We start from the raw sequence: 26,252 nt of genomic DNA, 5'->3' as shown, positions 1-26,252 counted from the left end.
CACACTGGTAACCGTGGCGCGCGGTGCCCCGTGCCATGCCTGCCCCGGCTTCACCCACGAGACCAGACAAGGACGTCACCTCCGTGGCCATCAGCGTCTTCGACCTCTTCTCCATCGGTATCGGCCCCTCCAGCTCGCACACCGTCGGACCGATGCGCGCGGCCCGGATGTTCGCCCGCCGCCTCAAGTCCGAGAGCCTGCTCGCGCAGACCGTCTCCGTCCGGGCCGAGCTGTTCGGCTCGCTCGGCGCCACCGGCCACGGCCACGGCACCCCGAAGGCCGTCCTGCTCGGCCTGGAGGGCCACTCGCCCCGGACGGTCGACGTCGACCGGGCCGACGAGGACGTGGACCGGATCAAGGCCGAGAAGCGCCTGCACCTGCTCGGCGTGCAGGACATCGCCTTCGACCCGGACACCCAGCTGGTGCTGCACCGCCGCAAGGCCCTGCCCTACCACGCCAACGGCATGACGCTCTGGGCCTTCGACGCCGACGGCGCCACCCTGCTGGAGAAGACCTACTACTCGGTCGGCGGCGGCTTCGTGGTGGACGAGGACGCGATCGGCGCCGACCGGGTCGTCCCGGACGACACCGCGCTGCGCTACCCCTTCCGCACCGGCGAGGAACTGCTCCGGCTCACCCGGGAGACCGGCCTGTCGATCTCCGGCCTGATGCTGGAGAACGAGAAGGCCTGGCGCTCCGAGGCCGAGATCCGGGCCGGGCTGCTGGAGATCTGGCGGGTGATGCAGGAGTGCGTCTCGGCCGGCATGAACCGCGAGGGCATCCTGCCGGGCGGCCTCAAGGTCCGTCGCCGGGCCGCCTCCGGCGCCCGTGCGCTGCGCGCCGAGGGCATCGGCCCGGCCAACGCGATGGAGTGGGTCACCCTCTACGCGATGGCGGTCAACGAGGAGAACGCCTCCGGCCGGCGGGTGGTCACCGCGCCGACCAACGGCGCCGCCGGCATCATCCCGGCCGTCCTGCACTACTACCTCAACTTCATCCCCGGCGCCGACGACGACGGCATCGTCCGCTTCCTGCTGGCCGCCGGGGCGATCGGCATGCTGTTCAAGGAGAACGCCTCCATCTCCGGCGCCGAGGTCGGCTGCCAGGGCGAGGTCGGCTCGGCCTGCTCGATGGCGGCCGGCGGCCTGGCCGAGGTGCTCGGCGGCTCCCCCGAGCAGGTCGAGAACGCGGCCGAGATCGGCATCGAGCACAACCTCGGTCTCACCTGCGACCCGGTCGGCGGCCTGGTCCAGATCCCCTGCATCGAGCGCAACGGCATGGCCTCCGTGAAGGCCGTCACCGCCGCCCGGATGGCGCTGCGCGGCGACGGCCGCCACCACGTCTCCCTCGACAAGGCGATCAAGACCATGAAGGAGACCGGCGCCGACATGAAGATCAAGTACAAGGAGACCTCGCGCGGCGGCCTCGCCGTCAACGTCATCGAGTGCTGAGGCGCTGACCCGACCGGAGCGGGCACGGACGGTCGGGTCCGGGCCCGCTCCGCTTTTCTACGGTGGGGGCATCAGGGAAGGAGAGCCGGGTGCTGGACGGGCTGAACCGCGCACTGGACCACCTCGAAGAGCGGCTCGAACTGCCGCTCGACGTGCCGGAGTTGGCGCGGATCGCGCTGACCTCGGAGTACCACTTCCGGCGGCTGTTCTCGGCGCTGGCGGGGATGCCGCTGTCGGAGTACGTACGGCGCCGGCGGCTGACGCTGGCCGGGGCCGAGGTGCTGGCCGGGGAGCGGACGCTGCTGGAGGTGGCGGTCCGGTACGGGTACGGCTCGGGCGAGGCGTTCGCCCGGGCGTTCCGGGCGGTGCACGGGATCGGACCGGGCGAAGCCCGGCGCGACGGTGCCGAGTTGACCGCGCAGCCCCGGCTCTCCTTCCGCCTCGTCGTGGAAGGGAACAGCAGCATGCGCTACCGGGTCGTACGGAAGCCGGAGTTCACCCTGGTCGGGCGGAGGGCCCGGGTGCCGCTGGTGCACCGGGGGGAGAACCCGCACATCGTGGAGTTCCTGCGCGGCGTCGGCCGGGCGGAGCTGGAGCGGATCGCCGGGCTGTCCGCCCCCGGTGCCGAGCCGGCCGGGATGCTCTCGGTCTCCGACGGGCTGGACCCGAGCCGGGCCGAGGGCACCGAACTCGACTACTACCAGGCCGTGGTGGCGCCCGACCCGGTGCCGGAGGGGCTGGACACCCTGCTGGTGGCGGCCGGCGAGTGGGGGGTCTTCGAGACCTCGGGACCGTTCCCGCAGGCGCTCCAGGAGCTCTGGCGGGACGTCTTCACCCAGTGGTTCCCGTCCAGCGCCTACCGCAGCCGCCCGGGGCCGGAGCTGCTCGCCCTCGGCTCGTTCCCGGACGGCTCGGACACCACGGCCCAGCTGTGGATCCCGGTGGAGCGCTGAGCACCTGACAGCGGCTCGGGTGACGGCCGGTCAGTCCCCGGTGGTGCCGTCGGCCAGCTCGCGCAGCACGTCGAGGTGGCCGTTGTGCCGGGAGATCTCCTCCACCAGGTGGAAGAGGATCCAGCGGAGGTTGATCCGGGTGCCGCTGCGGACCGTGCCGACCGCCCAGGTGTCGAGGTCGAGGCCGGCCACCAGCTCGCGGTGGCGCTCGATCTGCGCCAGGTAGTCGGCGGTCAGGGTGGCGATCGGGATCTGCGCCCCGATCCGCATCTCCCCGTCCGGGTCCGCGTCGGTCCACGGCGCCACGCACTCGGCGCCGAGCAGCACCACGTCCAACCACCAGTGCTCCACCCAGCGCAGGTGGCTGATCAGCCCGCCGAGGGTCATCAGCGGCGAGCCGGGCAGCGGCGCCTTCGCGGCGTCCTCCGGGCTCAGCGCGTCGACCTTGGCCAGTGCGGTGGCCCGGGCGTAGTCGAGGAAGGTGAGCAGCGTGGTGCGCTCATCCAGGGTCTGGGGCATGTCGGTACGAGTCATCGCGCCGCATCATGACGGAACCGGGGCGCGCTGTCGACTGAATAATCAAAGGACGGAGGGCGAATCCATACGATTAGTGAAGGTGAAGTAGCTTACAAACCTTTCGTTGGATTTTGCCCACATGCTGAGACCGTGCGATAGTCGAGCCATCGACACCCGCGCGGCACGCACCCCCTTGGCCGGCGCGGTGACATCTGCAGGGGCCCCCACGCCGCACCACGGCCGCCCGGGGGCCCCGCACTGTTCTCCGGGGCGGTCAGCCCTGGGCCGCCCGCTCGCGGATCTTCAGCTCGAACCAGACGCCCTTGCCGCGCGGGAGCAGATCGGCCCCCCAGCGCTCGGCGAGCGTGTTGACCAGGAGCATGCCGTGGCCGGTCTCGCTGCCCGGCTCCGCCAGCACCAGACAGGGCAGGGCACGGGAGGAGTCGCGGACCTCGACCCGGAGCCAGCCGGGGCGGCGGGTGAGGCGCAGGCCGATGGTGCGGCCCCCGGTGTGCCGGACGGCGTTGGCCATCAGCTCGCCGGTGAGGAGTTCGCCGACCTCCAGTAACTGGTGGAGCCGCCAGCCCTGCAGGACGGTGAGGACCACGCGCCGGGCCAGGCCGACGAGTTCGGGACGGGAGGGCAGGAACACCTCCTCCTCGGCGGCGACCTGGGCGCAGAGTCGGCCGAAGTGCACGCGCTCGACCTCCTGCGGGCTGAGTCGTTCCAGAGTCTCCAGGGCGAGCACCCCACCTTCCGCGATGTCCGACGGGCCGTCAGCAGGCGCTCCGGCTGCCGGAAGTGATGCCCACTCTGCTTCGCCCCATCCCGCCATGCGCCCATCATTGCGGACTGCGAGCGCCCGCGTACTGACAATGAGTAAACGATCACTATTCGACTGGCATATGACAGGCGCACCGCTCCCCCCACTCGTACAGCAGAGCGGCGAAAGGTCCCAAACTCCTTTCATCGTCGAACAGTTGAGCGCCTATCGCCCCCCGAGCGCACTGCCCTTGCGCCACTGGTCCCAGGTGAGGTTCCAGCCGTTCAGGCCGTTCTCCGGCGGCACCCGGTCCCCGCTCCTCCCGTGCACCTCGATCACGTCGCCGACGGTGGACTGCTCGAAGAACCAGCCCGCCGGGGAGCTGTCCGACCCGCCCTTCACGTCGGCCAGGCCCAGGCAGCCGTGGCTGGTGTTGGCGGTGCCGAAGACGTCCCGGGCGGCCCAGTAGTTGCCGTGCACGAAGGTGCCCGAGGCGGTCAGCCGCATCGCGTGCGGCACGTCCTTGATGTCGTACTCGTCGCCCAGCCCGACGGTCTGCGAGTTCATCCGGGTGACGGCGAACTTCTCCGAGATCACCATGGTGCCCAGGTAGGTGGAGAACTCCGGGCTGCCGCCGGACACCTTCAGGGTGCGCAGCACCCTGCTGTCCTGACGGACCGTCATGGTGTGCGCCTCCAGGTCCACCGTGGAGACCACCGAGCGGCCGACCGTGAAGTGCACGTCCTTGGACTGGGTGCCGTAGTCCCCCGGGGCGCCCTGCACGTCCTTCAGCCGGAGCGCCAGCGTGACCTTGGTGCCGGCCGCCCAGTACTTCTCCGGGCGCAGGTCGAGCCGCCGGCTGGAGAACCAGTGCGCGGCCACCGGCACCGGCGGGTCGGCGGTCACCGAGATGGCCTTCTCCACCGCCGCCCGGTCCGTGATCGGGCGGCTGAAGCGGAGCGAGACGGGCATCCCGACCCCGACCGTGGAGCCGTCCTCGGGCGTGAAGAAGGCGGCGAAGGTGTGGTCGGGGGCGAGCGTGGCGAAGGCCACGTGCTGGGCCGCCTTCAGCCCGGCCTGGTCCTCGGCCACGGTGTCCAGGGTGTACGCGGTGGACATCGCCAGCCGGGCGTCCGGCACCCAGACGCCGTCCGGGCCGACCTTCCCCGGCACCTCGGTGCCCTTCTGGTCGGCCAGCCGGACCGAGACCAGCCGCCCCTGGGCCACCGTCACCTTCACCGGCCCCTCGGCCGGCACCTCCTGGGCGCCGTCCGCCGGGGTGCTGGTGATCACCGCCCGGGAGACCGCCGGGCTCGCCGAGGCGGCGGCGTCGGAGCTCGGCGCGGCCGTCCGCTCGCTGGTGCAGGCGGTCAGCAGGCAGAGCCCGGCCACCGCCAACCGCCGTGTCCAGACTCCGACCCGGGGGCGCATGCCACGTCCTTTCCGTTCGGCGCCACGGACTGCGGTGCCGACAACCGTCCGGTTCAACGAGCGGGCGACCGCCCGGACACGTGACACGGGATTCGCCCGGTGGACGCCCGGACGCCGCTTTCCGGGACAGAATCGTTCACAGTCCGTCACAGCCGCGCCCGGCGCGTGACAGTGACACCTGATCAGGGAACAAGGACTGGACAGGGCCCGGGACGGCCCCTGCGGAGAGCTGGGAGGGTGCGGCCGATGACGGCTAGGCAGCAACGGACAGCGCACGAGGGCCGACCCGACCCCGCGGTGCCCTGGCCGGGCAGCTGGCAGCCGCTCGGCGCACGGTTCCGCACCGACCAGGACGGCCGCCCCGGCACCAACTTCGCGCTCTGGGCGCCGGACGCCGAGGCGGTCGAGCTCTGCCTGTTCGCCGAGGACGGCGGCGAGACCAGGCACCCGCTCACCGAGCGGACCTTCCAGACCTGGCACGGCTACCTGCCCGGGGTCCTGCCCGGCACCCGCTACGGCTACCGGGTGCACGGCCGCTGGGACCCGTGGACCGGCGCCCGGTGGAATCCGGCCAAACTCCTCCTCGACCCGTACGCCCGCGCGGTGGACGGGAGTTACACCGCCCACGACGCCACCTGCGCCGCCGTCCGGGGCTGGCCCGAGCAGGACGTCGCCGACACCGTCCGGGACAACCGGGACTCCGCACCGTACGTGCCCAAGGCGGTGGTGGTGCACGACGACGACGACTGGTACGACGACCAGCGCCCGAAGACCCCGTGGGCCGAGACCGTCCTCTACGAGCTGCACGTGCGCGGCTTCACCATGCGCCACCCCGGGGTGCCGCGTGAACTCCGGGGCACCTACGCCGGATTGGCGCACCCGGCGGCCATCGGCCACCTGGTGGACCTCGGGGTCACCGCCGTCGAACTGCTGCCGGTGCACCAGTACGCCGACGAGGACCACCTCCAGCAGCGCGGGCTGACCAACTACTGGGGCTACAACACCCTGGGCTTCTTCGCCCCGCACGCCGGCTACGCCGCCTCCGGCAGCCGGGGCCAGCAGGTCGGCGAGTTCAAGCGGATGGTGCGGGCGCTGCACGCGGCCGGCATCGAGGTGATCCTCGACGTGGTCTACAACCACACCGCCGAGAGCGGGGTGATGGGCCCCTCGCTCTCGCTGCGCGGCATCGACAACGCCGGGTACTACCGGCTGGACCGCAGCCGCCGGGGCTACGCCGACTACACCGGCTGCGGCAACACCCTGGACACCCGCCAGCCGCACGCCGTCCGGCTGATCACCGACTCGCTGCGCTACTGGGTCACCGAGATGGGGGTGGACGGCTTCCGCTTCGACCTGGCCGCCGCGCTGGCCCGGGGCTCCGACGGCGTGGAGATGCACCACCCCTTCCTGGGCGCCGTCTCCCAGGACCCGCTGCTCAGCCGGGTGAAGCTGATCGCCGAGCCCTGGGACGTCGGCCCGGGCGGCTACCAGGTCGGCGGCTTCCCCCCGCTCTGGGCCGAGTGGAACGACAAGTACCGGGACGCGGTGCGGGACTTCTGGCGCGGCGCCCGCCTCGACGTCCGCGAGCTCGGCTACCGGCTGTCCGGCTCCTCGGACCTCTACCAGCGCGGCGGCCGCCGCCCGTACGCCTCGGTCAACTTCGTCACCGCGCACGACGGCTTCACCCTGCGCGACCTGGTCTCCTACGACCGCAAGCACAACGAGGCCAACGGCGAGCAGAACCGGGACGGCACCGACGACAACCGGTCCTGGAACTGCGGGGTGGAGGGCGAGACCGAGGACCCGGAGGTGCGCGGCCTGCGGGTGCGCCAGCTCCGGAACCTGATGAGCACCCTGCTGCTCTCCACCGGCGTGCCGATGCTCACCGCCGGGGACGAGCTGGGCCGCACCCAGGGCGGCAACAACAACGCCTACTGCCAGGACAACGAGACCAGTTGGCTGGACTGGACCCTGCTGGCCGACCCGCAGTGGCGCGAACTCACCGCACTCACCGGCACGTTGATCCGGCTGCGGCGGCGCCACCCGGTGCTCCGGCAGCGCGCCTTCTTCTCCGGCCGGGCGGCCGAGCCCGGCGGGCAGCGCGACCTGGTCTGGTTCAACGCGCGCGGCAAGGAGATGACCGAGGGCGACTGGTACGCCCCCGACGGGGTGCTCGGGATGCTGCTCTCCGGCTCGGCGATGTCCGAACGGGACGAGCACGGCTGCGAGTTGACCGACGACAGCTTCCTGCTGCTGCTCAACGGCGGCTCGGTCGACGTCCCCTTCACACTGCCCGGCGAGCCCTGGCCCTGCCGGTACGAAACGGTGGTGGACACCGCCCGCCCCGGGCCGCAGGACCCGGGGCGGGGCGGTGTGGTCACACTGGCCGGACGCTCGCTGCAACTGCTCCGGGCGCCGGCCGGACACCAGGCGGGGTGATCAACCCTCCTGGTACTTCGGGCTGGTGCGGTGCCACTCGTGGTTCCCGCCCAGCCAGGCGTACACACCGGCCAGGTACCGCTGGAGGGCCGGCGAGCCGGTCGGCACCAGCACGGCGGCCTCCGCCTCGAAGGTGAGCACCAGCTCGTCGTGGATCTCGATGCTGCGCCGCACCGCCTCCGAGAGCGAGCAGCCCTCCTCCGCCGCGATCAGGGTGGGGAGGTTGAAGTCGAGCGTGCCGGAGCGGCTCTCCTTCGCCATCGAGTAGAGGTCGTTGACCAGCACGCTGGCCAGCGAGGCGGTGGTGACCGCCCGGCGGATCCGGGGGTCGGCGTACTCGGCGGCCGGCAGCTCGTAGCCGCCGACCGGGTCGATCAGGGCGATGCACGGCAGGAAGCTGTTCGGCTGACGGTTCACCAGGTACTGCCAGACCGGAGGGAGCCCTCCGGCCATCCGCCAGGCCGCCTCGGCCCCGAAGGCCACGAAGATGGCGGCCAGTTCGTGCTTCAGCCGGGCCACCTGCGAGGGGGTGCCGTAGCGTGCCAGGTGCTCCAGCGCAGTGCGCAGCGCCACCAGCACCGGGTCCTCCCGCATGCCGCGCTCCAGTTGGGGCGCGTAGCGCAGCGGGAGGTGCACCGGATCGACCGCCGCGTTGGCCAGCAGCAGCCGGGCACCGGCCAGTCGGGGGTCGGCGCCGTCGGACTCCTCGTCGCAGTAGTAGTCGTCCACCGCCCACTCGGCCAGCGCGCACTTGGCGGCGGCCAGCAGCCGGTCCGGGTCGTCGGTGTCGGGGTGGGTGAGCATCAGCAGCCGCCCGAAGCCGGCGGCCCGCAGTTGCTCCAGCCGGTCGGTGTAGATGCCGCACTCGGCGGCCCAGGCCACCAGCCGTTCGTTCACCGCCTCGCCGAGCGCCGGATCGTCCCGGACGGGGGGCGGGCAGTGCAGTGGGAGGCCCGGCCGGTCCCGGCCCGGTTCGGGCGGCGGCTGCGGCTCCGGCGGTGACGGCGGTGCCCACGGCGGCCTGACCGGTGAGAGCGAGGAAGTGCCCAGCCCGGTCGGGCCGTTGAGGGGGGACCGGAGCAGTCCCCCGGCACCCGGCAGAGTGCCCGGCAGGGTGGTCGGCAGCACGGGCGGGGCGGTCGGCAGGGCTCCCGGCGGAGCGGCCGGCCTGGCCGGGGAGAGCAGCGACAGGGGGGACAGCAGCGAGGTGGCCGGCCGGGGAGCGGGACGGGCCAGGATCTCGGCGGCGGCCAGCACCGCCAACTCCCCGACCCGGGCCCCGCCGAGCAGCCGGGCGAGCGGAGACACCACGACGGCTCTCCTCAGCTCCGGGCGCCGTTGACCTGGACGTTCTCCAGGATGCCCAGCGCGTCCGGCACCAGCACGGCGGCGGAGTGGTAGATGCTGACCAGGTAGGAGACGATCGCCTTCTCGTCGATCCCCATGAAGCGCACGTTCAGCCCCGGCTCCAGCTCGTCCGGGATGCCGGTCTGCCGCAGCCCGACCACGCCCTGGCCCTGCTCGCCGACCCGCATCGCCAGGATGGACGAGGTGTGCCCGCGGGTCACCGGGATCTTGCCGCAGGGCAGGATCGGCACCCCGCGCCAGGCCGGCAGGTGGTGGCCGCCGACCTCCGCCCCGCCGAAGTAGAGGCCGCGCCGGTTGCACTCCCGACCGAAGGCCGCGATCGCCTTGGGGTGGGCGAACAGGTAGTCCGTCTCCCGGCGCATGGAGAGCAGCTCGTCCAGGTCGTCGGGGGTGGGCGGCCCGGAGTGGGTGGAGATCCGCTGGTCGAAGGCGGCGTTGTGGAGCAGGCCGAAGTCCGGGTTGTTGACCAGCTCGTGCTCCTGACGCTCCTTCAGGGCGTCGACGGTCAGCCGGAGCTGCTGCTCGGTCTGGTTCATCGGGTGGTTGTAGAGGTCGGCGACCCGGGTGTGCACCCGCAGCACCGTCTGGGCGACCGCCAGCTCGTACTCGCGGGGCTTGGGCTCGTAGTCCACGAAGGTGGTGTGCAGCAGCGGCTCGCCGGTGTGGCCGGCGGCCACCTCGATCGCCGCCTCGCCGAGCTCGTTCTGGGCCCGCCGGGTGCCGGCCAGGTAGCCGTCCAGCTGGGCCCGCAGGCCGGGCGCGCGGTCCATCAGCTGCTGGAAGGCGGAGAAGGGCAGCGCCAGCACCGTCCCGGCGGTGAGCGCCCGGACGGTGTACTCCCAGCGCGGGGCGGCCTGCGCGACCGCCTCCTCCCCGAGGTGGTCGCCGTCGGCCAACTGGCCGAGCTCGGTGCGCTCCCCGTACTTGCCGGTGCCGGTGCGCTCCAGCTTGCCGTGCGCGATCAGGAACAGCTCGGCCACCGGGGCGCCCTGCTCCACCAGGGCCTGGCCGGGGCTGACCGGCCGGGAGACGAACAGCCCGGCCAGCTCGGCCAGCACCGCCCGGTCGGTGTAGCCGCGCAGCGGCGGGACCTCGGCGAGCGAGGGCGGCACCACCCGGACCTCGACGCCGGTCTGCTCGAAGGCCACCCGGCCCCGGCCGACGGCGTAGTTGAGGCGTCGGTTCACCCGGTAGGTGCCGCCCTGCACCTCCACCCAGGGGAGCAGCCGGGACAGCCAGCGTGAGCTGACGTCCTGGTTCTGCGGTTCGGTCTTGGTCGTGGTGGCGAGGTTGCGCGCCGCCGCCGTGCTCAGGCTGAGCTGGGGCTGCGCCTGAACGGCCGCCGACTCGTGAGTCGGCTCGGTCTCGACCGTCATCGCCTGGTCCTGCCTCTCTCTCACTGAAGCGTTACGCTCCGAGGTGATCGAATCGCACCGGCCGGGGGCGCCCACAAGAGGCGGCCGTCGTGGGCCGTCCGCGTGGACCGTCCGCGCTACGCCGGACACCCCGGATCACGCCCGGCGTGCGCACCGGGGCCCGACGGCGCCCGGCCTCGTCCTCACTCCGGGCAGCGCCTCCAGCGCTCCCGGCCGCCCGGTGGCCGGTTCTCGCCGACAGGAACGTAAAACCTGGTGAGAAATGTCAGCGGATCGGCTTACCCTCTCGGCCGTGGCCGAGAAACAGCAGCTCAGTACAGCCGACACACCGTCACCACCCGCCGCCGCGGCCCCACCGAGACGGTCCACGGTGCGCTCGCTGATACGCCTGTGGCCCTACGCGCGCACCGCCCGCTGGCGGCTGGCCGGATCGGTGACCGCCGCCCTGCTCGCCTCCGGCAGCGTGCTGATGGTCCCGCTGGTGCTCCAGCGGATCGTCGACGGACCGATCGCCCACGACGACCTCGACGCGCTCTGGCCGCTGGCCGGTCTGCTGCTGCTGCTCGGTTTCGCCGAGGCCGCGCTGTTCGGCGTCCGGCGGGTGATCGTGGCCCGGCCGCTGGCCGAGGTGGAGAGCAGGCTGCGCAGCGACCTCTACGCCAAGCTCCAGCGGCTGCCGGTCTCCTTCCACGACCGTTGGCCCTCGGGGCAGTTGCTCTCCCGGGCCACCTCCGACATGTTCACCATGCGGCTGTTCCTGGCCTTCCCGCTGGTCTTCCTGATCGTCAACTCGCTGGTCTTCCTGACCGGCACGGTGATGATGTTCCTGCTGGACTGGCGGCTCGGGCTGATCATGCTGCTGCCGGTGGTCCCGCTGGTGCTGCTGACCAGCCACTTCGAGGGCAAGTACGCCGCCGCCGCCCGGCAGGCCCAGGACCAGGCCGGCGACCTGGCCACCGTGATCGAGGAGTCGGTGCTCGGCATCCGCATCCTCAAGGCGTTCGGCCGGCACCGCACCATGACGGAGCGCTTCAAGCGGCAGACCGAGGAGCTGCGCTCCACCGAGATCCGCAAGGCCGACATGCTGGCCAACCTCTGGGCGGTCATCGTCGGCCTGCCCGAGGTCGCGCTCGGCATCGCGCTGGCGGTCGGCGCCGTCCTGGTCGCCGACGACCAGTTGACGGTGGGCGCCCTGGTGGCCTTCCTCTCCGTCGCGCTGGCACTGCGCTGGCCGGTCGAGTCGCTCGGCTGGCTGCTCGCCTACGCCAACGAGGCGGCCACCGCCACCGACCGCTACTTCGAGGTGATGGACGAGCCTGAGGACGAGCCTGAGGACGAGCCGGTGGCCGAGCCCGGGCCGGCCAGCGCCGCCTCGGACTCCCCCGAGGACCGGGGCATCCGGTTCACCGGCGTCCGGTTCCGCTACCCCGACGCCCCGGCCGACTCGCCCGACCTGCTGGACGGCATCGACCTGCACGTGCGCCGGGGCGAGACGATGGCCCTGGTCGGCGCCACCGGCTCCGGCAAGACCACCCTGACCGCACTGCTCCCCCGGCTCTACGAAGCCACCGGCGGCACCCTCACGCTGGACGGCCGGGACGTCCGCTCGATCCCGCTGCCGACCCTGCGCGAGCTGGTCAGCGTCGCCTTCGAGGAGCCCACGCTGTTCTCCGCCTCGGTCCGGGAGAACGTCCTGATGGGCCGTCCGGACGCCACCGAGCAGGAGCTCGCCACCGCCCTGGCCACCGCCCAGGCCGGCTTCGTCGAGCGGCTTCCCCACGGCACCGCCACCGAGGTCGGCGAGCAGGGCCTCAGCCTCTCCGGCGGCCAGCGCCAACGCCTGGCCCTGGCCCGCGCGGTGGTCGGCAACCCCGACTTCCTGGTGCTGGACGATCCGCTCTCCGCGCTCGACGTGCACACCGAGGCGCTGGTCGAGCAGGCGCTCCGCCAGGTGCTGGCCGGCACCACCGCCCTGGTGGTGGCCCACCGGCCGAGCACCGTCCTGCTGGCCGACCGGGTGGCGGTGCTGGCCGACGGCCGGATCGCCGACGTCGGCACCCACCAGGAGCTGCTGCACCGCTCGCCCGCCTACCGAGAACTGATGACCGGTCAGGCCGCCGACACCGGCCGGGCCGCCCCCGAACGGAGCCTCGCCCGATGACCACCACCGTGCAGGGCCCGCCCGTGGCGGCCGAGGAGGAGGAGCTGCCGACCTCCGCCACCGAGGACGACCAGGACATCCCGGTCCCGCCCGGGGCCCCCCGCAGACTGCTCCGCGAACTGCTCGGCCCGCACCGGCGCCGGATCACCGTCGCCATGCTGGTCATCCTGCTCCAGCAGGCCGCCCTGCAGTCCGGCCCGCTGCTGATCGCGGTCGCCATCGACCGGGGCGTCCCGGCCCTGCGCGACCACGACGCCGGCCCGCTGGTCGCGGTGATCGCCGCCTACCTCGGCTGCGCCGCGCTCTCCACCGTGCTGCAGCGCGCCTTCATCCGGCTCAGCGGCCGGATCAACAACACCATCCTGCTCACCCTGCGCGGCCGGATCTTCCGGCACGCCCAGCGTCTCAGCCTGGACTTCCACGAGCGCTACACCTCCGGCCGGATCATCTCCCGGGCCACCAGCGACGTGGACGCGCTGCGCGAGCTGCTGGCCGAGGGCCTCCAGGAGCTGCTCACCGTCGGCCTCTCGGTGGTCTACATCTCCGGCGTGCTGATGGTGATGGACTGGCGGCTCGGCCTGGCCGCGCTGCTCTCCTTCCTGCCGATGTACCTCACCGTCCGCTCGTTCCAGCGCCGGGCGCTCAAGGTCTACCGGCGCTCCCGGACGGCGGTCGCCTCGGTGATCGTCCGGTTCACCGAGACCATGAACGGCATCCGCCCGGTCCAGGCGTTCCGCCGCGAGGCGGCCAACCAGCGCGCCTTCGACGCGGTGAACCGCCAGTCCGCCCACGCCACCGCCGACGGCCTGCTGGAGATGGCCCGCTACGTCACCATCTCCCGGGCCACCGCCAACACCTGGATCACCGGCGTGGTGCTGCTCGGCGCGGTGCTGGCCACCGACGGCAGCCTGGAGCTCGGCGTGCTCACCGCCTTCGTGCTCTACCTGCGCCGCCTGTACGACCCGCTGGACCAGCTGGCGATGTTCCTGAACAGCTACCAGTCCGCCGCCGCGGCCCTGGAGAAGATCGCCGGCCTGCTGGCCCACGACCCCACCGTGGCCGAACCGGCCGAGCCCACCGCGCTGCCCGCCACCGCCGACGGCAAGGGCCGCGAGGTCAGCTTCCGCGAGGTCCGCTTCGCCTACCCCAACGGCACCGAGGTGCTCCCCCGCTTCGACCTGACCCTCCCGGCCGGCCGCACCACCGCCGTGGTCGGCGCCACCGGTGCCGGCAAGTCCACCCTGGCCAAGCTGCTGGCCCGGTTCTACGACCCCACCGAGGGCAGCGTCCTGCTCGACGGTGTGGACCTGCGCGCCCTGGCCACCGAGGAGCTGCGGCGGGGCGTGGTGATGGTCACCCAGGAGTCCTTCCTGTTCTCCGGCACCGTCGCCGAGAACATCGCCATCGGCCGTCCGGGCGCGAGCCGCGCCGAGGTCGAGCAGGCCGCCCGGGAGATCGGGGCCCACGACTTCATCGCGGCGCTGCCCGACGGCTACGACACCGACGTCCGCAAGCGCGGTGGTCGCATCTCGGCCGGCCAGCGCCAACTGGTGGCGTTCGCCCGGGCCCTGCTGGCCGACCCGGCCGTGCTGATCCTGGACGAGGCCACCTCCTCGCTGGACGTGCCTGGCGAACAGGCGGTCCAGCAGGCCATGCGGACCGTCCTGGCCGGACGGACGGCCGTGATCATCGCGCACCGCCTCTCCACCGTGGAGATCGCCGACCGCGTCCTGGTCCTCGACCACGGCCGCATCGTCGAGGACGGCACCCCCGCCGCCCTCATCTCCGGCCAGGGCCGCTTCGCCGACCTCCACCAGGCCTGGCGCGACAGCCTGGTCTAGGCAGCACGCGCCCCCGGGCACAGGCGACACGCCACGTCCGACAGGGCAAGCGCCCAGGGGCGCGAGGAACTGCGCGGGCTGGGAAGGCACCACCTGCTACCGGCTGACGGTGGTTCAGTTGCCGGTGGACCGCCTTCCGGTTCGCGCAGTTCCCACACCCCCGGGCACCTGCCCTTCCGAACCCTGCGGCCGGCCTCAGCCCAGGGGGTCGGCCAGGCCCCAGCCGGCCGCGAGCAGTCCGTTCCCCGCCTTCGCCCTGACGGTGAGCCGGACGCGGACGGCCCCGGTGACGAATCCGAGCGCCTCGGTCCAGGACACGACGACGACCCCTCCCGAGCAGCGATGAGCGGGAGGGGTCGTCCGTGCAAGCCAATTCGGCTACCGCAGCACGCCCGCGTCCATCCCCACCGTCTCGGCGGGCAGCGCGACCAGGCCGAGCTCGGCCGGGGAGGCGAGCAGCTGGTGGGCCGGGAGCACCCGGACGGTGTAGCCGAACGGGCCGGTGCGGGAGAGCTCCAGGGTGCCCTCGTAGCGGTGCCGTCCGTCCAGGTCGGGGCCACCGGTCGGCTTGAGGGCGAGGGTGACGGCGTCGGAGATGCCGTCGGCCTCGTCCACCCGGCCGGAGACCACCTGGACCTCCACGTCGGTGACCTCCAGGACGCCGAGCGCCACCTGCACCCGCAGGGTCAGGGTGGAGCCCAACTCCTGTGCCTCGGCCAGCCCTTCGGCCTCCACGTGCTCGACCCGCACGGCGGGCCAGCCCTCCCGGACCCGGGCCTTCCAGTCGGCCAGCTCCCGGGCTCCGAGGTGACCGCCGGCCGCCAGCTCGCGCTGGGCCAGGGCGGCCGGGGCGTACAGCCGCTCGACGTACTCCCGGACCATCCGGCCGGCCAGCACCTTGGGCCCGAGGGTGACCAGGGTGTGCCGGACCATGGCGATCCAGCGGTGCGGCAGCCCGTCCGTGCCCCGGTCGTAGAACCGGGCCGCGACCTGGTGCTCGATCAGGTCGTAGAGGGCGGCCGACTCCAGGTCGTCCCGCCGCTCGGCCTCCGGGCTCTCCGGGTCGAGGGTGGCCGCGGCGCCGTCGGCGGTGGGGATCGCCCAGCCGTTCTCGCCGTCGTACCACTCGTCCCACCAGCCGTCCAGGATGGAGAGGTTGAGGCAGCCGTTCAGGGCGGCCTTCATCCCGGAGGTGCCGCAGGCCTCCAGCGGGCGGAGCGGGTTGTTCAGCCAGACGTCGCAGCCCGGGTAGAGGTGCCGGGCCATCGCCATGTCGTAGTCCGGCAGGAAGACGATCCGGTGCCGCACCTGCGGGTCGTCGGCGAAGGCCACCAGCTGCTGGATCAGCCGCTTGCCGCCGTCGTCGGCCGGGTGGGCCTTGCCCGCCACCACGATCTGCACCGGGGCGGTCGGGTGCAGCAGCAGGGCGCGCAGCCGCTCCGGGTCCCGCAGCATCAGGGTGAGCCGCTTGTACGAGGGCACCCGGCGGGCGAAGCCGATGGTCAGCACGTCGGGGTCGAGCACACCGTCGACCCAGGCCAACTCGCTGTCCCCGGCGCCGCGCTGGCGCCAGGAGGCGCGCAGCCGGAGCCGGGCCTCCTCGACCAGCTGGCTGCGCAGGGTGCGGCGCAGCTCCCAGACCTCGGTGTTGCCGATCCGCTCCAGGCCGGTCCAGCGGCGGGCCTCGCCGGTGGCCATCGCCTCCTCGATCCGCTCCTGGCCGAGCTCGCCGGCCCCGAGCCGGACCACGGCCGGGTCGATCCAGGTGGGCGCGTGCACCCCGTTGGTGACCGAGGTGATCGGTACCTCGGTGGCGTCGAATCCCGGCCAGAGTCCGTTGAACATGCCCCGGCTGACCTCGCCGTGCAGGGTGGACACGCCGTTCGCCCGCTGGGCCAGCCGCAGGCCCATCGCGGCCATGTTGAACAGCTTGGGGTCACCGCCCAGCCAGCTCTCCACGCCGAGTGCCAGCACCTGGTCCACCGGGACGCCGGGGAGCGCGGCGTCGCCGCTGAAGTGCCGGGCCACCAACTCCCGGTCGAAGCGGTCGATCCCGGCCGGGACGGGGGTGTGGGTGGTGAACAGGGTGCCGGCCCGGACCGCCTCCAGGGCGGCACTGAAGCCCAACTGCTCGGGGCCGTTGACCAGTTCGCTGATCCGCTCGACGCCGAGGAAGCCGGCGTGGCCCTCGTTGGTGTGGAACACCTCGGGCGCCGGGTGGCCGGTGAGCCGACAGTAGGTGCGGACCGCCCGGACGCCGCCGATGCCCAGCAGCATCTCCTGGAGCAGCCGGTGCTCGCTGCCGCCGCCGTAGAGGCGGTCGGTGACCTCGCGCTCGGCGGGGGTGTTGCACTCGATGTCGGAGTCGAGCAGCAGCAGCGGCACCCGGCCGACCTGGGCCTTCCAGATCTGCGCGGTCAGGCTGCGGCCGGCCGGCAGCGCCAGCTCCACCCGGCAGGGGGTGCCGTCGGGCTCGCGGAGCAGGCTGACGGCCAGCTCGTCCGGGTCCAGCAGCGGGTAGCGCTCCTGCTGCCAGCCCTCGCGGGAGAGCGACTGGCGGAAGTAGCCGTGCCGGTAGAACAGGCCGACCCCGACCACCGGGACGCCCAGGTCGCTGGCGGCCTTCAGGTGGTCGCCGGCCAGGATGCCGAGGCCGCCGGAGTACTGCGGGAGCGCGGCGGCGATGCCGTACTCCGGCGAGAAGTAGGCGATCGCGGCGGGCAGCGGGCCGGTGCCGTCTCCGGCGCCCTCGGCGGCCGGCGCGAGCGCGGACTGGTACCAGCGCGGCCCGGTCAGGTAGTCGCGGAGTTCGTCGGAGAGGTCGTTCAGCCGGCGTAGGAAGCGACGGTCGGCGGCCAGCGAGGCCAGCCGGTCGGCCGGTACCTCGCCGAGCAGGCGCACGGGATCCTCGCCCACCGCCGCCCAGACCTCCGGATCGACGGAGCGGAACAGCTCCCTCGTCTCCGGGTGCCAGGACCAGCGGAGGTTGAGCGCGAGCTCGTGCAGCGGCTGGAGTTGTTCGGGCAGGACGGTGCGCACGGTGAATCTGCGGATTGCCTTCACGGCGTGCAGCCTAGACCCGGCGGCAGAGTTGAAGGTCCGTCAACTGACGTATTCGGCACCCGGATGGACCATTGATGAGATCGCAACGGGCGCATTCGGCGGCATAGGGGCGCGCGGGGGCGCATTCGAATCAGCGCCCGCCCCGGGGGCACGTGAACACTCCGCTAAGCGCGCGTTTCCGCTGGCCGATTCACCCCTGCATACCGTCCGAAATCACCCGCTTACCGTGTCGTAGGTCTTGCCGCCGGTGCGAGGATGGACAAAAGTCGGAGCTGCGACGGGGAGTGCGATCCGGGTGGCGCCTCCTCCGCCGACTTCGCGTCCGGAAACCTCCTTCCCGCCGACGATCCCTCAATTTCCTTAGCCCATTCGGTCTGTGTGCCGGTCATCAGGCGTGTCCTCGTACACCTGCCCGTCGTTCATCCGGTGGGTTGGGTCGCACGGGAGCGCGCCCGATGTGGCGCGCGCCGGGACGCACGCGGGCAGGTTCACCGGACGCAGGTCCTCCTCTCACCCAGCAGTCCCCCTCGGGCAGGAGTTCAGGCATGCACGGTGACACGCGGGACCAACCGACGCACGGCGCGACGGCCTCCGAGCCGCCGCCGGAGCTCCCCGCCCCACGGGCGGCCCGGAAGAGCAGCGCCACCAAGACCGCAGCAGCCCGGACCACCACCAGGAGCACCGCCAAGAGCGCCGCGAAGGCGCCCACCAAGACCACCACCAAGGCACCCGCCAAGACCACCGCCCGGAAGACCACCGCCCGCAAGACGACAGAGAGCACCACCGTGATCGGCCGCATCCCCGTCCTGGACGTCTCCCCCCAGATCGACGCCGGGCGCCGCCCGGCCAAGGCGGTGGTCGGCGAACGGTTCCCGGTCACCGCCACCGTCTTCCGCGAGGGCCACGAGGCGGTCAACGCCAACCTGGTGCTCCGCGACCCGCGCGGTCGCAGCGCCCCGTGGACCCCGATGCGCGAACTCGCCCCGGGCACCGACCGCTGGGGCGCGCACGTCACCCCGACCGCCCCCGGCCGCTGGTCCTACCTGGTCGAGGCCTGGGGCGACCCGCTGGCCGGCTGGCGGAAGACCGCCGGGATCAAGCTGCCCGCCGGGATCGACACCGCGCTGGTCCTGGAGGAGGGCGCCGCGCTGTTCGAGCGGGCCGCCGCCGGGGTGCCCAAGAAGGAGGGCCGGGCCCACGTGCTGGCCGCCGCCGACGCGCTGCGCGACCCGGAGCTCCCCCCGCTCTCCCGACTGGCCGCCGCCCTCGCCCCCGAGGTGACCGCCCTGCTGGAGCGCTACCCGCTGCGCGAACTCATCAGCTCCACCCGGCCGTTGCCGCTCCAGGTGGACCGGCCGCGGGCGCTCTACGGCTCCTGGTACGAGTTCTTCCCGCGCTCCGAGGGCGCCCTGATCGACCCGGACGGCAACCGCCCGCCGGTCTCCGGCACCTTCCGCACCGCCGCCGAACGCCTCCCGGCGGTGGCCGCGATGGGCTTCGACGTGCTCTACCTGCCACCGATCCACCCGATCGGCCGGGCCTACCGCAAGGGCCCGGACAACACCCTGACGGCGGGTCGGCACGACGTCGGCTCGCCCTGGGCGATCGGCTCGCCCGAGGGCGGCCACGACGCGATCCACCCCGACCTCGGCACCATCGAGGACTTCGACGCCTTCGTCGCCGAGGCCACCGCGCTCGGCATCGAGATCGCGCTGGACTTCGCCCTCCAGTGCTCCCCGGACCACCCCTGGGTGAACAAGCACCCCGAGTGGTTCAGCCACCGCGCCGACGGCACCATCGCCTACGCGGAGAACCCGCCGAAGAAGTACCAGGACATCTACCCCATCGCCTTCGACCAGGACTTCGACGGCCTGGTCAAGGAGACCCTGCGGGTCCTGCGGCACTGGATGGCGCACGGCGTGCGGATCTTCCGGGTCGACAACCCGCACACCAAGCCGGTGCTGTTCTGGGAGAAGGTGCTCGGCGACATCGCCCGCACCGACCCGGACGTGGTCTTCCTGGCCGAGGCGTTCACCCGCCCCGCGATGATGCACACCCTGGGAAAGATCGGCTTCCACCAGTCCTACACCTACTTCACCTGGCGCGAGACCAAGGACGAGCTCACCGAGTACCTCACCGAGCTCAGCGGCGAGGCCGCCTCCTACATGCGCCCCAACTTCTTCGCCAACACCCCCGACATCCTCCCCGGCCACCTCCAGGACGGCGGCCCCGCCGCCTTCGCCCTGCGCGCCGTGCTGGCCGCCACCCTGGCCCCCAGCTGGGGCGTCTACGCGGGCTACGAGCACTACGAGAACCAGCCCGCCAAGCCCGGCTCCGAGGAGTACGCGAGCTCCGAGAAGTACGAGCTGCGCCCGCGCGACTGGTCCCGCACCGACACCCTGGCCCCGCTGCTCACCACCCTCAACCGGCTGAGGCGCCGTCACCCCGCGCTCCAGCAGCTGCGCGACCTCACCTTCCACCCCACCGACAACGACCACCTGATCGCCTACTCGAAGACCGCCACCACCGAGGACGGCCTCACCGACCACGTCCTCACCGTGGTCAACCTCGACCCGCACCACCCCCAGGAAGCCACCGTCACCCTCCCCTGGGACGGCCCCCTCGCCGTGCACGACGAACTCACCGGAGCCTCCTGGACCTGGCACCGCCACAACTACGTCCGGCTCGACCCCACCACCGGGCCGGCCCACCTCCTCACGGTTCGGAGGAACCCTCAGTGACAGTGAACGATCCCGTGCCCGACACCTTCGCCGAGTCCTCGCCGGCGGACCGCGACCCGGAGTGGTTCAAGCGGGCGGTGTTCTACGAGGTCCTGGTGCGCTCGTTCCAGGACAGCAACGGGGACGGGGTGGGTGACCTCAAGGGCCTCACCTCGAAGCTGGACTACCTCCAGTGGCTGGGCGTGGACTGCCTCTGGCTGCCGCCGTTCTTCGCCTCGCCGCTGCGGGACGGCGGGTACGACGTGGCCGACTACAAGTCGGTGCTGCCGGAGTTCGGCGACCTGGCCGACTTCGTGGAGTTCGTGGACGCGGCGCACCTGCGCGGCATGCGGGTGATCATCGACTTCGTGATGAACCACACCAGCGACCAGCACCCGTGGTTCCAGGAGTCCCGGCGCGACCCGGACGGGCCGTACGGCGACTTCTACATGTGGGCCGACGACGACAAGCAGTACCCGGACGCCCGGATCATCTTCGTCGACACCGAGACCTCGAACTGGACCTACGACCCGGTCCGCAAGCAGTACTTCTGGCACCGGTTCTTCTCCCACCAGCCGGACCTGAACTACGACAACCCCCGGGTCCAGGAGGAGATGATCGCCGGCCTGCGGTTCTGGCTGGACCTCGGGATCGACGGCTTCCGGCTGGACGCGGTGCCGTACCTGTTCGCCCGGGAGGGCACCAACTGCGAGAACCTGCCGGAGACCCACGAGTTCCTCCGGCGGGTCCGCAAGGAGATCGACGCGGACTACCCGGACACCGTGCTGCTGGCCGAGGCCAACCAGTGGCCGGAGGACGTGGTCGACTACTTCGGCGACTTCGGCTCCGGCGGCGACGAGTGCCACATGGCGTTCCACTTCCCGGTGATGCCCCGGATCTTCATGGCGGTCCGCCGGGAGTCCCGCTACCCGGTCTCGGAGATCCTGGCCAAGACGCCGACCATCCCCGGCAACTGCCAGTGGGGGATCTTCCTGCGCAACCACGACGAGCTGACCCTGGAGATGGTCACCGACGAGGAGCGCGACTACATGTACGCGGAGTACGCCAAGGACCCGCGGATGCGGGCCAACGTCGGCATCCGCCGCCGGCTCTCCCCGCTGCTGGAGAACGACCGGAACCAGGTCGAGCTGTTCACCGCCCTGCTGCTCTCGCTGCCCGGCTCGCCGGTCCTCTACTACGGGGACGAGATCGGCATGGGCGACAACATCTGGCTGGGCGACCGGGACGGCGTCCGCACGCCGATGCAGTGGACCCCGGACCGCAACGCGGGTTTCTCCTCGGCCGACCCGGGCAGGCTCAGTCTGCCGCCCATCATGGACCCGGTGTACGGCTATCAGGTGACCAACGTCGAAGCGCAGCAGAGCAGTTCGAGCTCGCTGCTGCACTGGACGCGTCGCATGATCGAAATCCGCAAGCTCAATCCGGCGTTCGGCCTCGGCAGCTACACCGAGCTGCCCTCCAGCAACCCCGCGGTGCTGGCCTTCGTGCGCGAGTACGAGGGCGACCTGGTCATGTGCGTGAACAACTTCTCGCGGTTCGCGCAGCCGACCGAGTTGGACCTGCGGCGGTTCGGGGGGCGCTACCCGGTGGAGCTGATCGGCGGCGTGCGCTTCCCGTCCATCGGCGAGTGGCCCTACCTGCTCACCCTGGCCGGGCACGGCTTCTACTGGTTCCAGCTGCGCAACCCTCGCAAGCAGTGAACGAAGCGGTGAAGTAACGATCAGTCAGTTCACCTGTCCAGGGGGCGCGAGCACGTTTTTCGCGCCCCCTGGGCGCTCTCTGCACCACCGCGTACGGAGAACAGCCCAACGGCCACCCACACTATGGCGTGACACCCGAGCCCCCCTCGCGTGCCGTCGCCGCCGCGCCGCCGAAATCCGGAAGACTGACGGACCCGGCCAGACCCGTCGGGCAGTCGGCCCGCTTCCGGGGAAAGGGAGTCATGTCCGAAACCTCCCGTTCTCAGGCCCACCTGCACCAAGATCCGACCGGAGCGGCCACCGCCCCGGTCGGGACGCGGAGCACCGGGGTCCGGAGAACCGCTGTCGGGGTCAGCGAGCTGGTCCAGTCGGCCCTGCCGCTGATCGCGGCCTGGCTGCCCGGCCAGCGCTGGTACGCGGGCAAGGGGCGCGCGATCAGCGGGCTGACGCCACTGGTCGGCACCCCGCTCCAGGTCGGCGACCCGGCCCTGCTCCACCTGCTGCTGCGGGTGGAGTACGAGGGCGACGAATCCCCGGGCGAGATCTACCAGTTGATGCTCGGCATCCGCTCCCAGCAGTCGGCCGGCCTGCCGCCGTCCGCCCTGCTCGGGCGGCTCAGCGGCGGCCAGCACGACGGCGCGGCACTCTACGACGCGGTGCACGACCCGGAGCTGACCGGCCGGCTGCTGGAGCACCTGGCCACCGGCGACCGGTTCGGCGCGCTCTCCTTCCGGCGCACCCCGGGCCCCGGGCTGCCCACGCACCTGCCCGGCCGGGCCTCCACCGCCGAGCAGTCCAACAGCTCGGTGATCTACGGCACCGAGTTCATCCTGAAGCTGTTCCGCCGGATCAGTCCGGGCACCAACCCGGACCTGGAGCTCTCGCTGGCGCTGTCCCGGGCCGGGTCCACCCGGATCCCCCGGGTGGCGGCCTGGTTCGAGAGCCGGATGGAGGGGGCCGAACCGGCCACCCTCGGACTGCTCCAGCGCTACCTGTCGGAGGCCGAGGACGGCTGGGAGCTGGCCCTGGACCAGGTCGGCCGGCTCAAGGGCGACCCCTCCCCCGGCAACTTCGCGATCGAGGCGCACCGGCTGGGCCGGGCCACCGCCGAGGTGCACCGGGTGCTGGCCCGCTCGATGCCGACCGCCCGGCTGGACCGGGCCCAGACCAGCCTGCTGGCGGCCCAGATGGCCGACCGCCTCGACCGGGCGGTCACCGCCGTCCCCGGGCTGGCCCGCTACCGGACCGCCCTGCGGGCCGCCTTCCGGTCCCTGACGGCGGATCACCTGGACGGCCTGCCGGTCCAGCGGATCCACGGTGACCTGCACCTGGGCCAGGCGATGCGCACCCCGCACGGCTGGGTGCTGCTGGACTTCGAGGGCGAGCCGGCCAAACCGCTGACCGAGCGGCGGCTGCCGCAGCCCGCGCTCCGGGACGTGGCCGCCATGCTCCGCTCCTTCGACTACGCCGCCGCCCACCTGCTGGCCGGCACCCCGGCCGATCCGGAGCTGGCCCACCTGGCCGCCGCCTGGGCCGGCCGCAACCGCACCGCGTACTGCGCCGGCTACACGGCCGGCGGCGGCATGGACCCGGGCACCGCGCCCGAGCTGATGCGCGCGCTGGAGATCGACAAGGCGGTCTACGAGGTGGTCTACGAGGCCCGGCACCGGCCGGGCTGGCTCCCCATCCCGCTGGCCGCCATCAACCGCCTGGCCCTGTCCGTCTGACCGCACGTCACCCTCGACACTTCCCCGCCCCGGCACTTCCCCGCCCCCGGCACCGAAGCACCGCCGCGCCCGTGCCCACCGCTTCCCGCCCACCGCTCTCCCGTTCCGACGATCCGCCCGACCCCCCGCAGGAGGACCCCGCCGTGACCCCGCCCGGCCAGAAGCGCGACCGCAGCACACCCGTGCCCGCCACCTTCCTGCCCGAGCGGCCCGGCGATCCGGCCCACCGCCGCAAGCCCCGCCCGGGGCGCACCCACCCGCCGGCCCCACCCCGCCCGGCCCTGACCGCCGCGACCGAGCCCGCCCCCGCCGCACCGGTCGCCTCCCCCGAGCCCACCGCACCTGCCGCACCTGCCGCACCCACCGCACCGGTCGCCTCCACCGAGCCCGCCCGGCCCGCCGCCGTTCGCCGGCCCGAGACCGCCCTCCGCCTCCCCGAGGCCCCGCTGCCCCCCGGCGAGATCGACCGGCTGCTCTCCGGCGAACACCACGACCCGCACGCCCTGCTCGGCGCGCACCTCACCGCCGAGGGCGTGACGATCCGGGTGCTCCGCCCGTTCGCCGAGCGGGTAGTGGTGGTCACCGGCCAGGGGCCGGTGGAGCTGACCCACCTCCAGCGCGGCCTCTTCACCGGCCTGCTGACCGGCCTTCAGGAGATCCCGGCCTACACCCTCCGGGTCGGCTACCCGGGCGCCGAGCCGCTGGAGCAGCAGGACGGCTACCGGCTGCCGCCCACCCTGGGCGAGCTGGACCTCCACCTGATCCAGGAGGGCCGGCACGAGCAGCTCTGGCAGGTGCTCGGCAGCCAGGTCCGCACGGTGGCCGGGATCGCCGGCACCTCGTTCGCGGTCTGGGCGCCGAACGCCACCGGTGTCCGGCTGATCGGCGACTTCAACCACTGGGACGGCACCGGCCACCCGCTGCGCTCGCTGGGCTCCTCCGGGGTCTGGGAGCTGTTCGTCCCCGGCCTGGCGGAGGGCGCCACCTACAAGTACGAGATCCACACCCGGGACGGCCGGAAGCTGGAGAAGGCCGACCCGATGGCCCGGGCCACCCAGGTGCCGCCGGCCACCGCCTCGGTGGTGACCAGCTCGGCGTACGCCTGGCAGGACGACGAGTGGATGGCCCGGCGGGAGCGCACGGTGCACCACCGGGCCCCGATGTCGGTCTACGAGCTGCACCTCGCCTCCTGGCGGCCGGAGTTGACCAGCTACCGGGAGCTGGCCGCCGAACTCCCGGGCTACCTGGAGAACCTGGGCTTCACCCACGTGGAGTTCATGCCGGTGATGGAGCACCCCTTCGGCGGCTCCTGGGGCTACCAGGTGACCGGCTTCTACGCGCCGACCTCCCGGCTGGGCTCCCCGGACGACTTCCGCTTCCTGGTGGACACCCTGCACCGGCACGGCATCGGCGTGATCGTCGACTGGGTGCCCGCGCACTTCCCCAAGGACGCCTTCGCACTGGCCCGCTTCGACGGCGAGCCGCTCTACGAGCCGGCCGACCCGCTGCGCGCCGAGCACCCGGACTGGGGCACCCTGGAGTTCGACTACGCCCGCACCGAGGTGCGCAACTTCCTGGTGGCGAACGCGGTCTACTGGTGCGAGGAGTTCCACGTCGACGGCCTGCGGGTGGACGCGGTGGCCTCGATGCTCTACCTCGACTACTCCCGCGAGGGCGGCGCCTGGACCCCGAACCAGTACGGCGGCCGGGAGAACCTGGACGCCGTCGCCTTCCTCCAGGAGATGAACGCCACCGTCTACCGGCGCTGCCCCGGCGTGGTCACCATCGCCGAGGAGTCCACCGCCTGGGACGGTGTCACCCGGCCCACCGACACCGGCGGCCTGGGCTTCGGCTTGAAGTGGAACATGGGCTGGATGCACGACTCGCTGGTCTACATGGCCAAGGAGCCGGTGCACCGCAAGCACCACCACGACGACATCACCTTCTCCCTGGTGTACGCCTGGTCGGAGAACTACGTGCTGCCGATCTCGCACGACGAGGTGGTGCACGGCAAGCACGCGCTGGTCTCCAAGATGCCCGGCGACTGGTGGCAGCAGCGGGCCAACCACCGGGCCTACCTGGGCTTCATGTGGGCCCACCCGGGCAAGCAACTCCTCTTCATGGGGCAGGAGTTCGCCCAGGGAGCGGAGTGGAACCACGAGGACGGCCCGCAGTGGTGGGTGCTCGGCGACGGCTGGCCGGCCGCCGAGGACCACCGGGGCGTGCGCCGTCTGGTGGCCGATCTCAACCACACCTACCTGGCCTCCCCGGCGCTCTGGGAGCAGGACACCTCTCCCGACGGCTTCCGTTGGCTGGACGGCGGCGCGGCCGAGGACAACCTGCTCTCCTTCGTCCGGCACGCCGCCGACGGCACCCCGCTGGTGGCGGTCTGCAACTTCTCCCCCGTGGTCCGCCACGGCCACCGGGTCGGCCTGCCGCAGCTCCCCGGCCGCGAGCAGCTCTGGGAGGAGGCCCTCAACACCGACGCCGAGCGCTACGGCGGCAGCGGCGTGGCCAACTCCCACCCCGTCAAGTCCGAGGCCACGCCGTGGAACGGGCAGCCGCGCAGCGCCGAACTGGTGCTGCCGCCACTGGCCACCGTCTGGCTCCGCCCGGCCTGAGCAGGCGCTCTCGAAAATCGAGAACGGCTTCGATCACTGCTGCGTAGACTGCGCCCCCGGATCTGAGACGAACCGTCAGCAAGGCGGTCGTCAGATCCTCG

16 protein-coding genes are annotated in these 26,252 nt (G+C 72.5%); 9 read left to right on the top strand and 7 right to left on the bottom strand.

Annotated features, from left to right (window positions below):
• Window positions 1-83: 83 nt before the first annotated feature.
• Both ACIRBX_RS22000 and ACIRBX_RS21995 read left to right on the top strand, forming a co-directional pair.
• Entirely contained in the window at window positions 84-1,451 is a 1,368-nt protein-coding gene (locus tag ACIRBX_RS22000; protein ID WP_402298745.1) for an L-serine ammonia-lyase, read from the top strand.
• Window positions 1,452-1,540: 89 nt separating this feature from the next.
• Window positions 1,541-2,404, top strand: a complete 864-nt coding sequence (locus tag ACIRBX_RS21995) for a helix-turn-helix domain-containing protein (RefSeq protein ID WP_402298744.1) — start codon at window positions 1,541-1,543, stop codon at window positions 2,402-2,404.
• Between the two features lie 30 nt (window positions 2,405-2,434).
• On the opposite strand, the gene ACIRBX_RS21990 is transcribed toward ACIRBX_RS21995, so the two are convergent.
• From ACIRBX_RS21990 to ACIRBX_RS21980, 3 genes are all read right to left on the bottom strand, one after another.
• The gene (locus ACIRBX_RS21990) at window positions 2,435-2,938 is read right to left on the bottom strand and encodes a DinB family protein (RefSeq protein ID WP_402298743.1); all 504 of its coding nucleotides are present in this window, start codon (window positions 2,936-2,938) and stop codon (window positions 2,435-2,437) included.
• A gap of 256 nt (window positions 2,939-3,194) precedes the next feature.
• Window positions 3,195-3,617 (bottom strand): ATP-binding protein, encoded by a 423-nt coding sequence (locus ACIRBX_RS21985; protein WP_402298742.1) that lies wholly within the window; start codon window positions 3,615-3,617, stop codon window positions 3,195-3,197.
• A gap of 291 nt (window positions 3,618-3,908) precedes the next feature.
• Window positions 3,909-5,114: an Ig-like domain-containing protein gene (locus tag ACIRBX_RS21980; protein ID WP_402298741.1), complete on the bottom strand. Its 1,206-nt coding sequence runs from the start codon at window positions 5,112-5,114 to the stop codon at window positions 3,909-3,911.
• A 246-nt stretch (window positions 5,115-5,360) separates the two neighbouring features.
• On the opposite strand from ACIRBX_RS21980, the gene glgX reads away from it, so the two are divergent.
• Entirely contained in the window at window positions 5,361-7,553 is a 2,193-nt protein-coding gene (gene glgX / locus ACIRBX_RS21975; protein WP_402298740.1) for a glycogen debranching protein GlgX, read from the top strand.
• Here the strand turns inward: glgX and ACIRBX_RS21970 are convergent, their stop codons facing one another.
• Both ACIRBX_RS21970 and ACIRBX_RS21965 read right to left on the bottom strand, forming a co-directional pair.
• The gene (locus tag ACIRBX_RS21970; RefSeq protein WP_402298739.1) at window positions 7,554-8,864 is read right to left on the bottom strand and encodes a family 2 encapsulin nanocompartment cargo protein terpene cyclase; all 1,311 of its coding nucleotides are present in this window, start codon (window positions 8,862-8,864) and stop codon (window positions 7,554-7,556) included. It abuts the gene before it with no gap.
• Window positions 8,865-8,875: 11 nt separating this feature from the next.
• Window positions 8,876-10,297 (bottom strand): family 2B encapsulin nanocompartment shell protein, encoded by a 1,422-nt coding sequence (locus ACIRBX_RS21965; RefSeq protein WP_402298738.1) that lies wholly within the window; start codon window positions 10,295-10,297, stop codon window positions 8,876-8,878.
• 262 nt (window positions 10,298-10,559) lie between these two features.
• Here ACIRBX_RS21965 and ACIRBX_RS21960 point away from each other — a divergent pair, with 262 nt between their 5' ends.
• Both ACIRBX_RS21960 and ACIRBX_RS21955 read left to right on the top strand, forming a co-directional pair.
• The gene (locus ACIRBX_RS21960; protein ID WP_402298737.1) at window positions 10,560-12,458 is read left to right on the top strand and encodes an ABC transporter ATP-binding protein; all 1,899 of its coding nucleotides are present in this window, start codon (window positions 10,560-10,562) and stop codon (window positions 12,456-12,458) included.
• Entirely contained in the window at window positions 12,455-14,299 is a 1,845-nt protein-coding gene (locus ACIRBX_RS21955) for an ABC transporter ATP-binding protein (RefSeq protein WP_402298736.1), read from the top strand. Before ACIRBX_RS21960 ends, ACIRBX_RS21955 begins: the two co-directional genes overlap by 4 nt.
• Window positions 14,300-14,494: 195 nt before the next feature.
• On the opposite strand, the gene ACIRBX_RS21950 is transcribed toward ACIRBX_RS21955, so the two are convergent.
• Both ACIRBX_RS21950 and glgP read right to left on the bottom strand, forming a co-directional pair.
• Window positions 14,495-14,617 carry a hypothetical protein gene (locus ACIRBX_RS21950; protein ID WP_402298735.1) on the bottom strand — a complete coding sequence of 41 codons (123 nt, stop codon included), beginning with the start codon at window positions 14,615-14,617 and terminating at the stop codon, window positions 14,495-14,497.
• Between the two features lie 60 nt (window positions 14,618-14,677).
• Complete coding sequence (gene glgP / locus ACIRBX_RS21945; protein WP_402298734.1) at window positions 14,678-17,362, bottom strand: alpha-glucan family phosphorylase; 2,685 nt, start codon at window positions 17,360-17,362, stop codon at window positions 14,678-14,680.
• A gap of 785 nt (window positions 17,363-18,147) precedes the next feature.
• Between glgP and ACIRBX_RS21940 the strand changes: the two genes are divergently transcribed.
• From ACIRBX_RS21940 to glgB, 4 genes are all read left to right on the top strand, one after another.
• Window positions 18,148-20,103: an alpha-1,4-glucan--maltose-1-phosphate maltosyltransferase gene (locus ACIRBX_RS21940; RefSeq protein WP_402298804.1), complete on the top strand. Its 1,956-nt coding sequence runs from the start codon at window positions 18,148-18,150 to the stop codon at window positions 20,101-20,103.
• A complete protein-coding gene (gene treS, locus ACIRBX_RS21935) occupies window positions 20,100-21,803 on the top strand; it encodes a maltose alpha-D-glucosyltransferase (protein WP_402298733.1) in 1,704 nt (567 codons plus the stop codon). The genes ACIRBX_RS21940 and treS overlap by 4 nt, the downstream gene beginning before the upstream one ends.
• Before the next feature lie 242 nt (window positions 21,804-22,045).
• On the top strand, window positions 22,046-23,530 hold the full coding sequence (locus ACIRBX_RS21930) for a maltokinase (protein ID WP_402298732.1): 1,485 nt from the start codon (window positions 22,046-22,048) through the stop codon (window positions 23,528-23,530).
• A 143-nt stretch (window positions 23,531-23,673) separates the two neighbouring features.
• Window positions 23,674-26,151 carry a 1,4-alpha-glucan branching protein GlgB gene (gene glgB, locus ACIRBX_RS21925; protein WP_402298731.1) on the top strand — a complete coding sequence of 826 codons (2,478 nt, stop codon included), beginning with the start codon at window positions 23,674-23,676 and terminating at the stop codon, window positions 26,149-26,151.
• Window positions 26,152-26,252: the final 101 nt, after the last annotated feature.

The organism is Kitasatospora sp. NPDC096147 (assembly GCF_044763225.1).
Classification (GTDB): domain Bacteria; phylum Actinomycetota; class Actinomycetes; order Streptomycetales; family Streptomycetaceae; genus Kitasatospora.
Note: the sequence above shows the minus strand (reverse complement) of the source record. Positions and strands in the feature narration are given on the sequence as shown.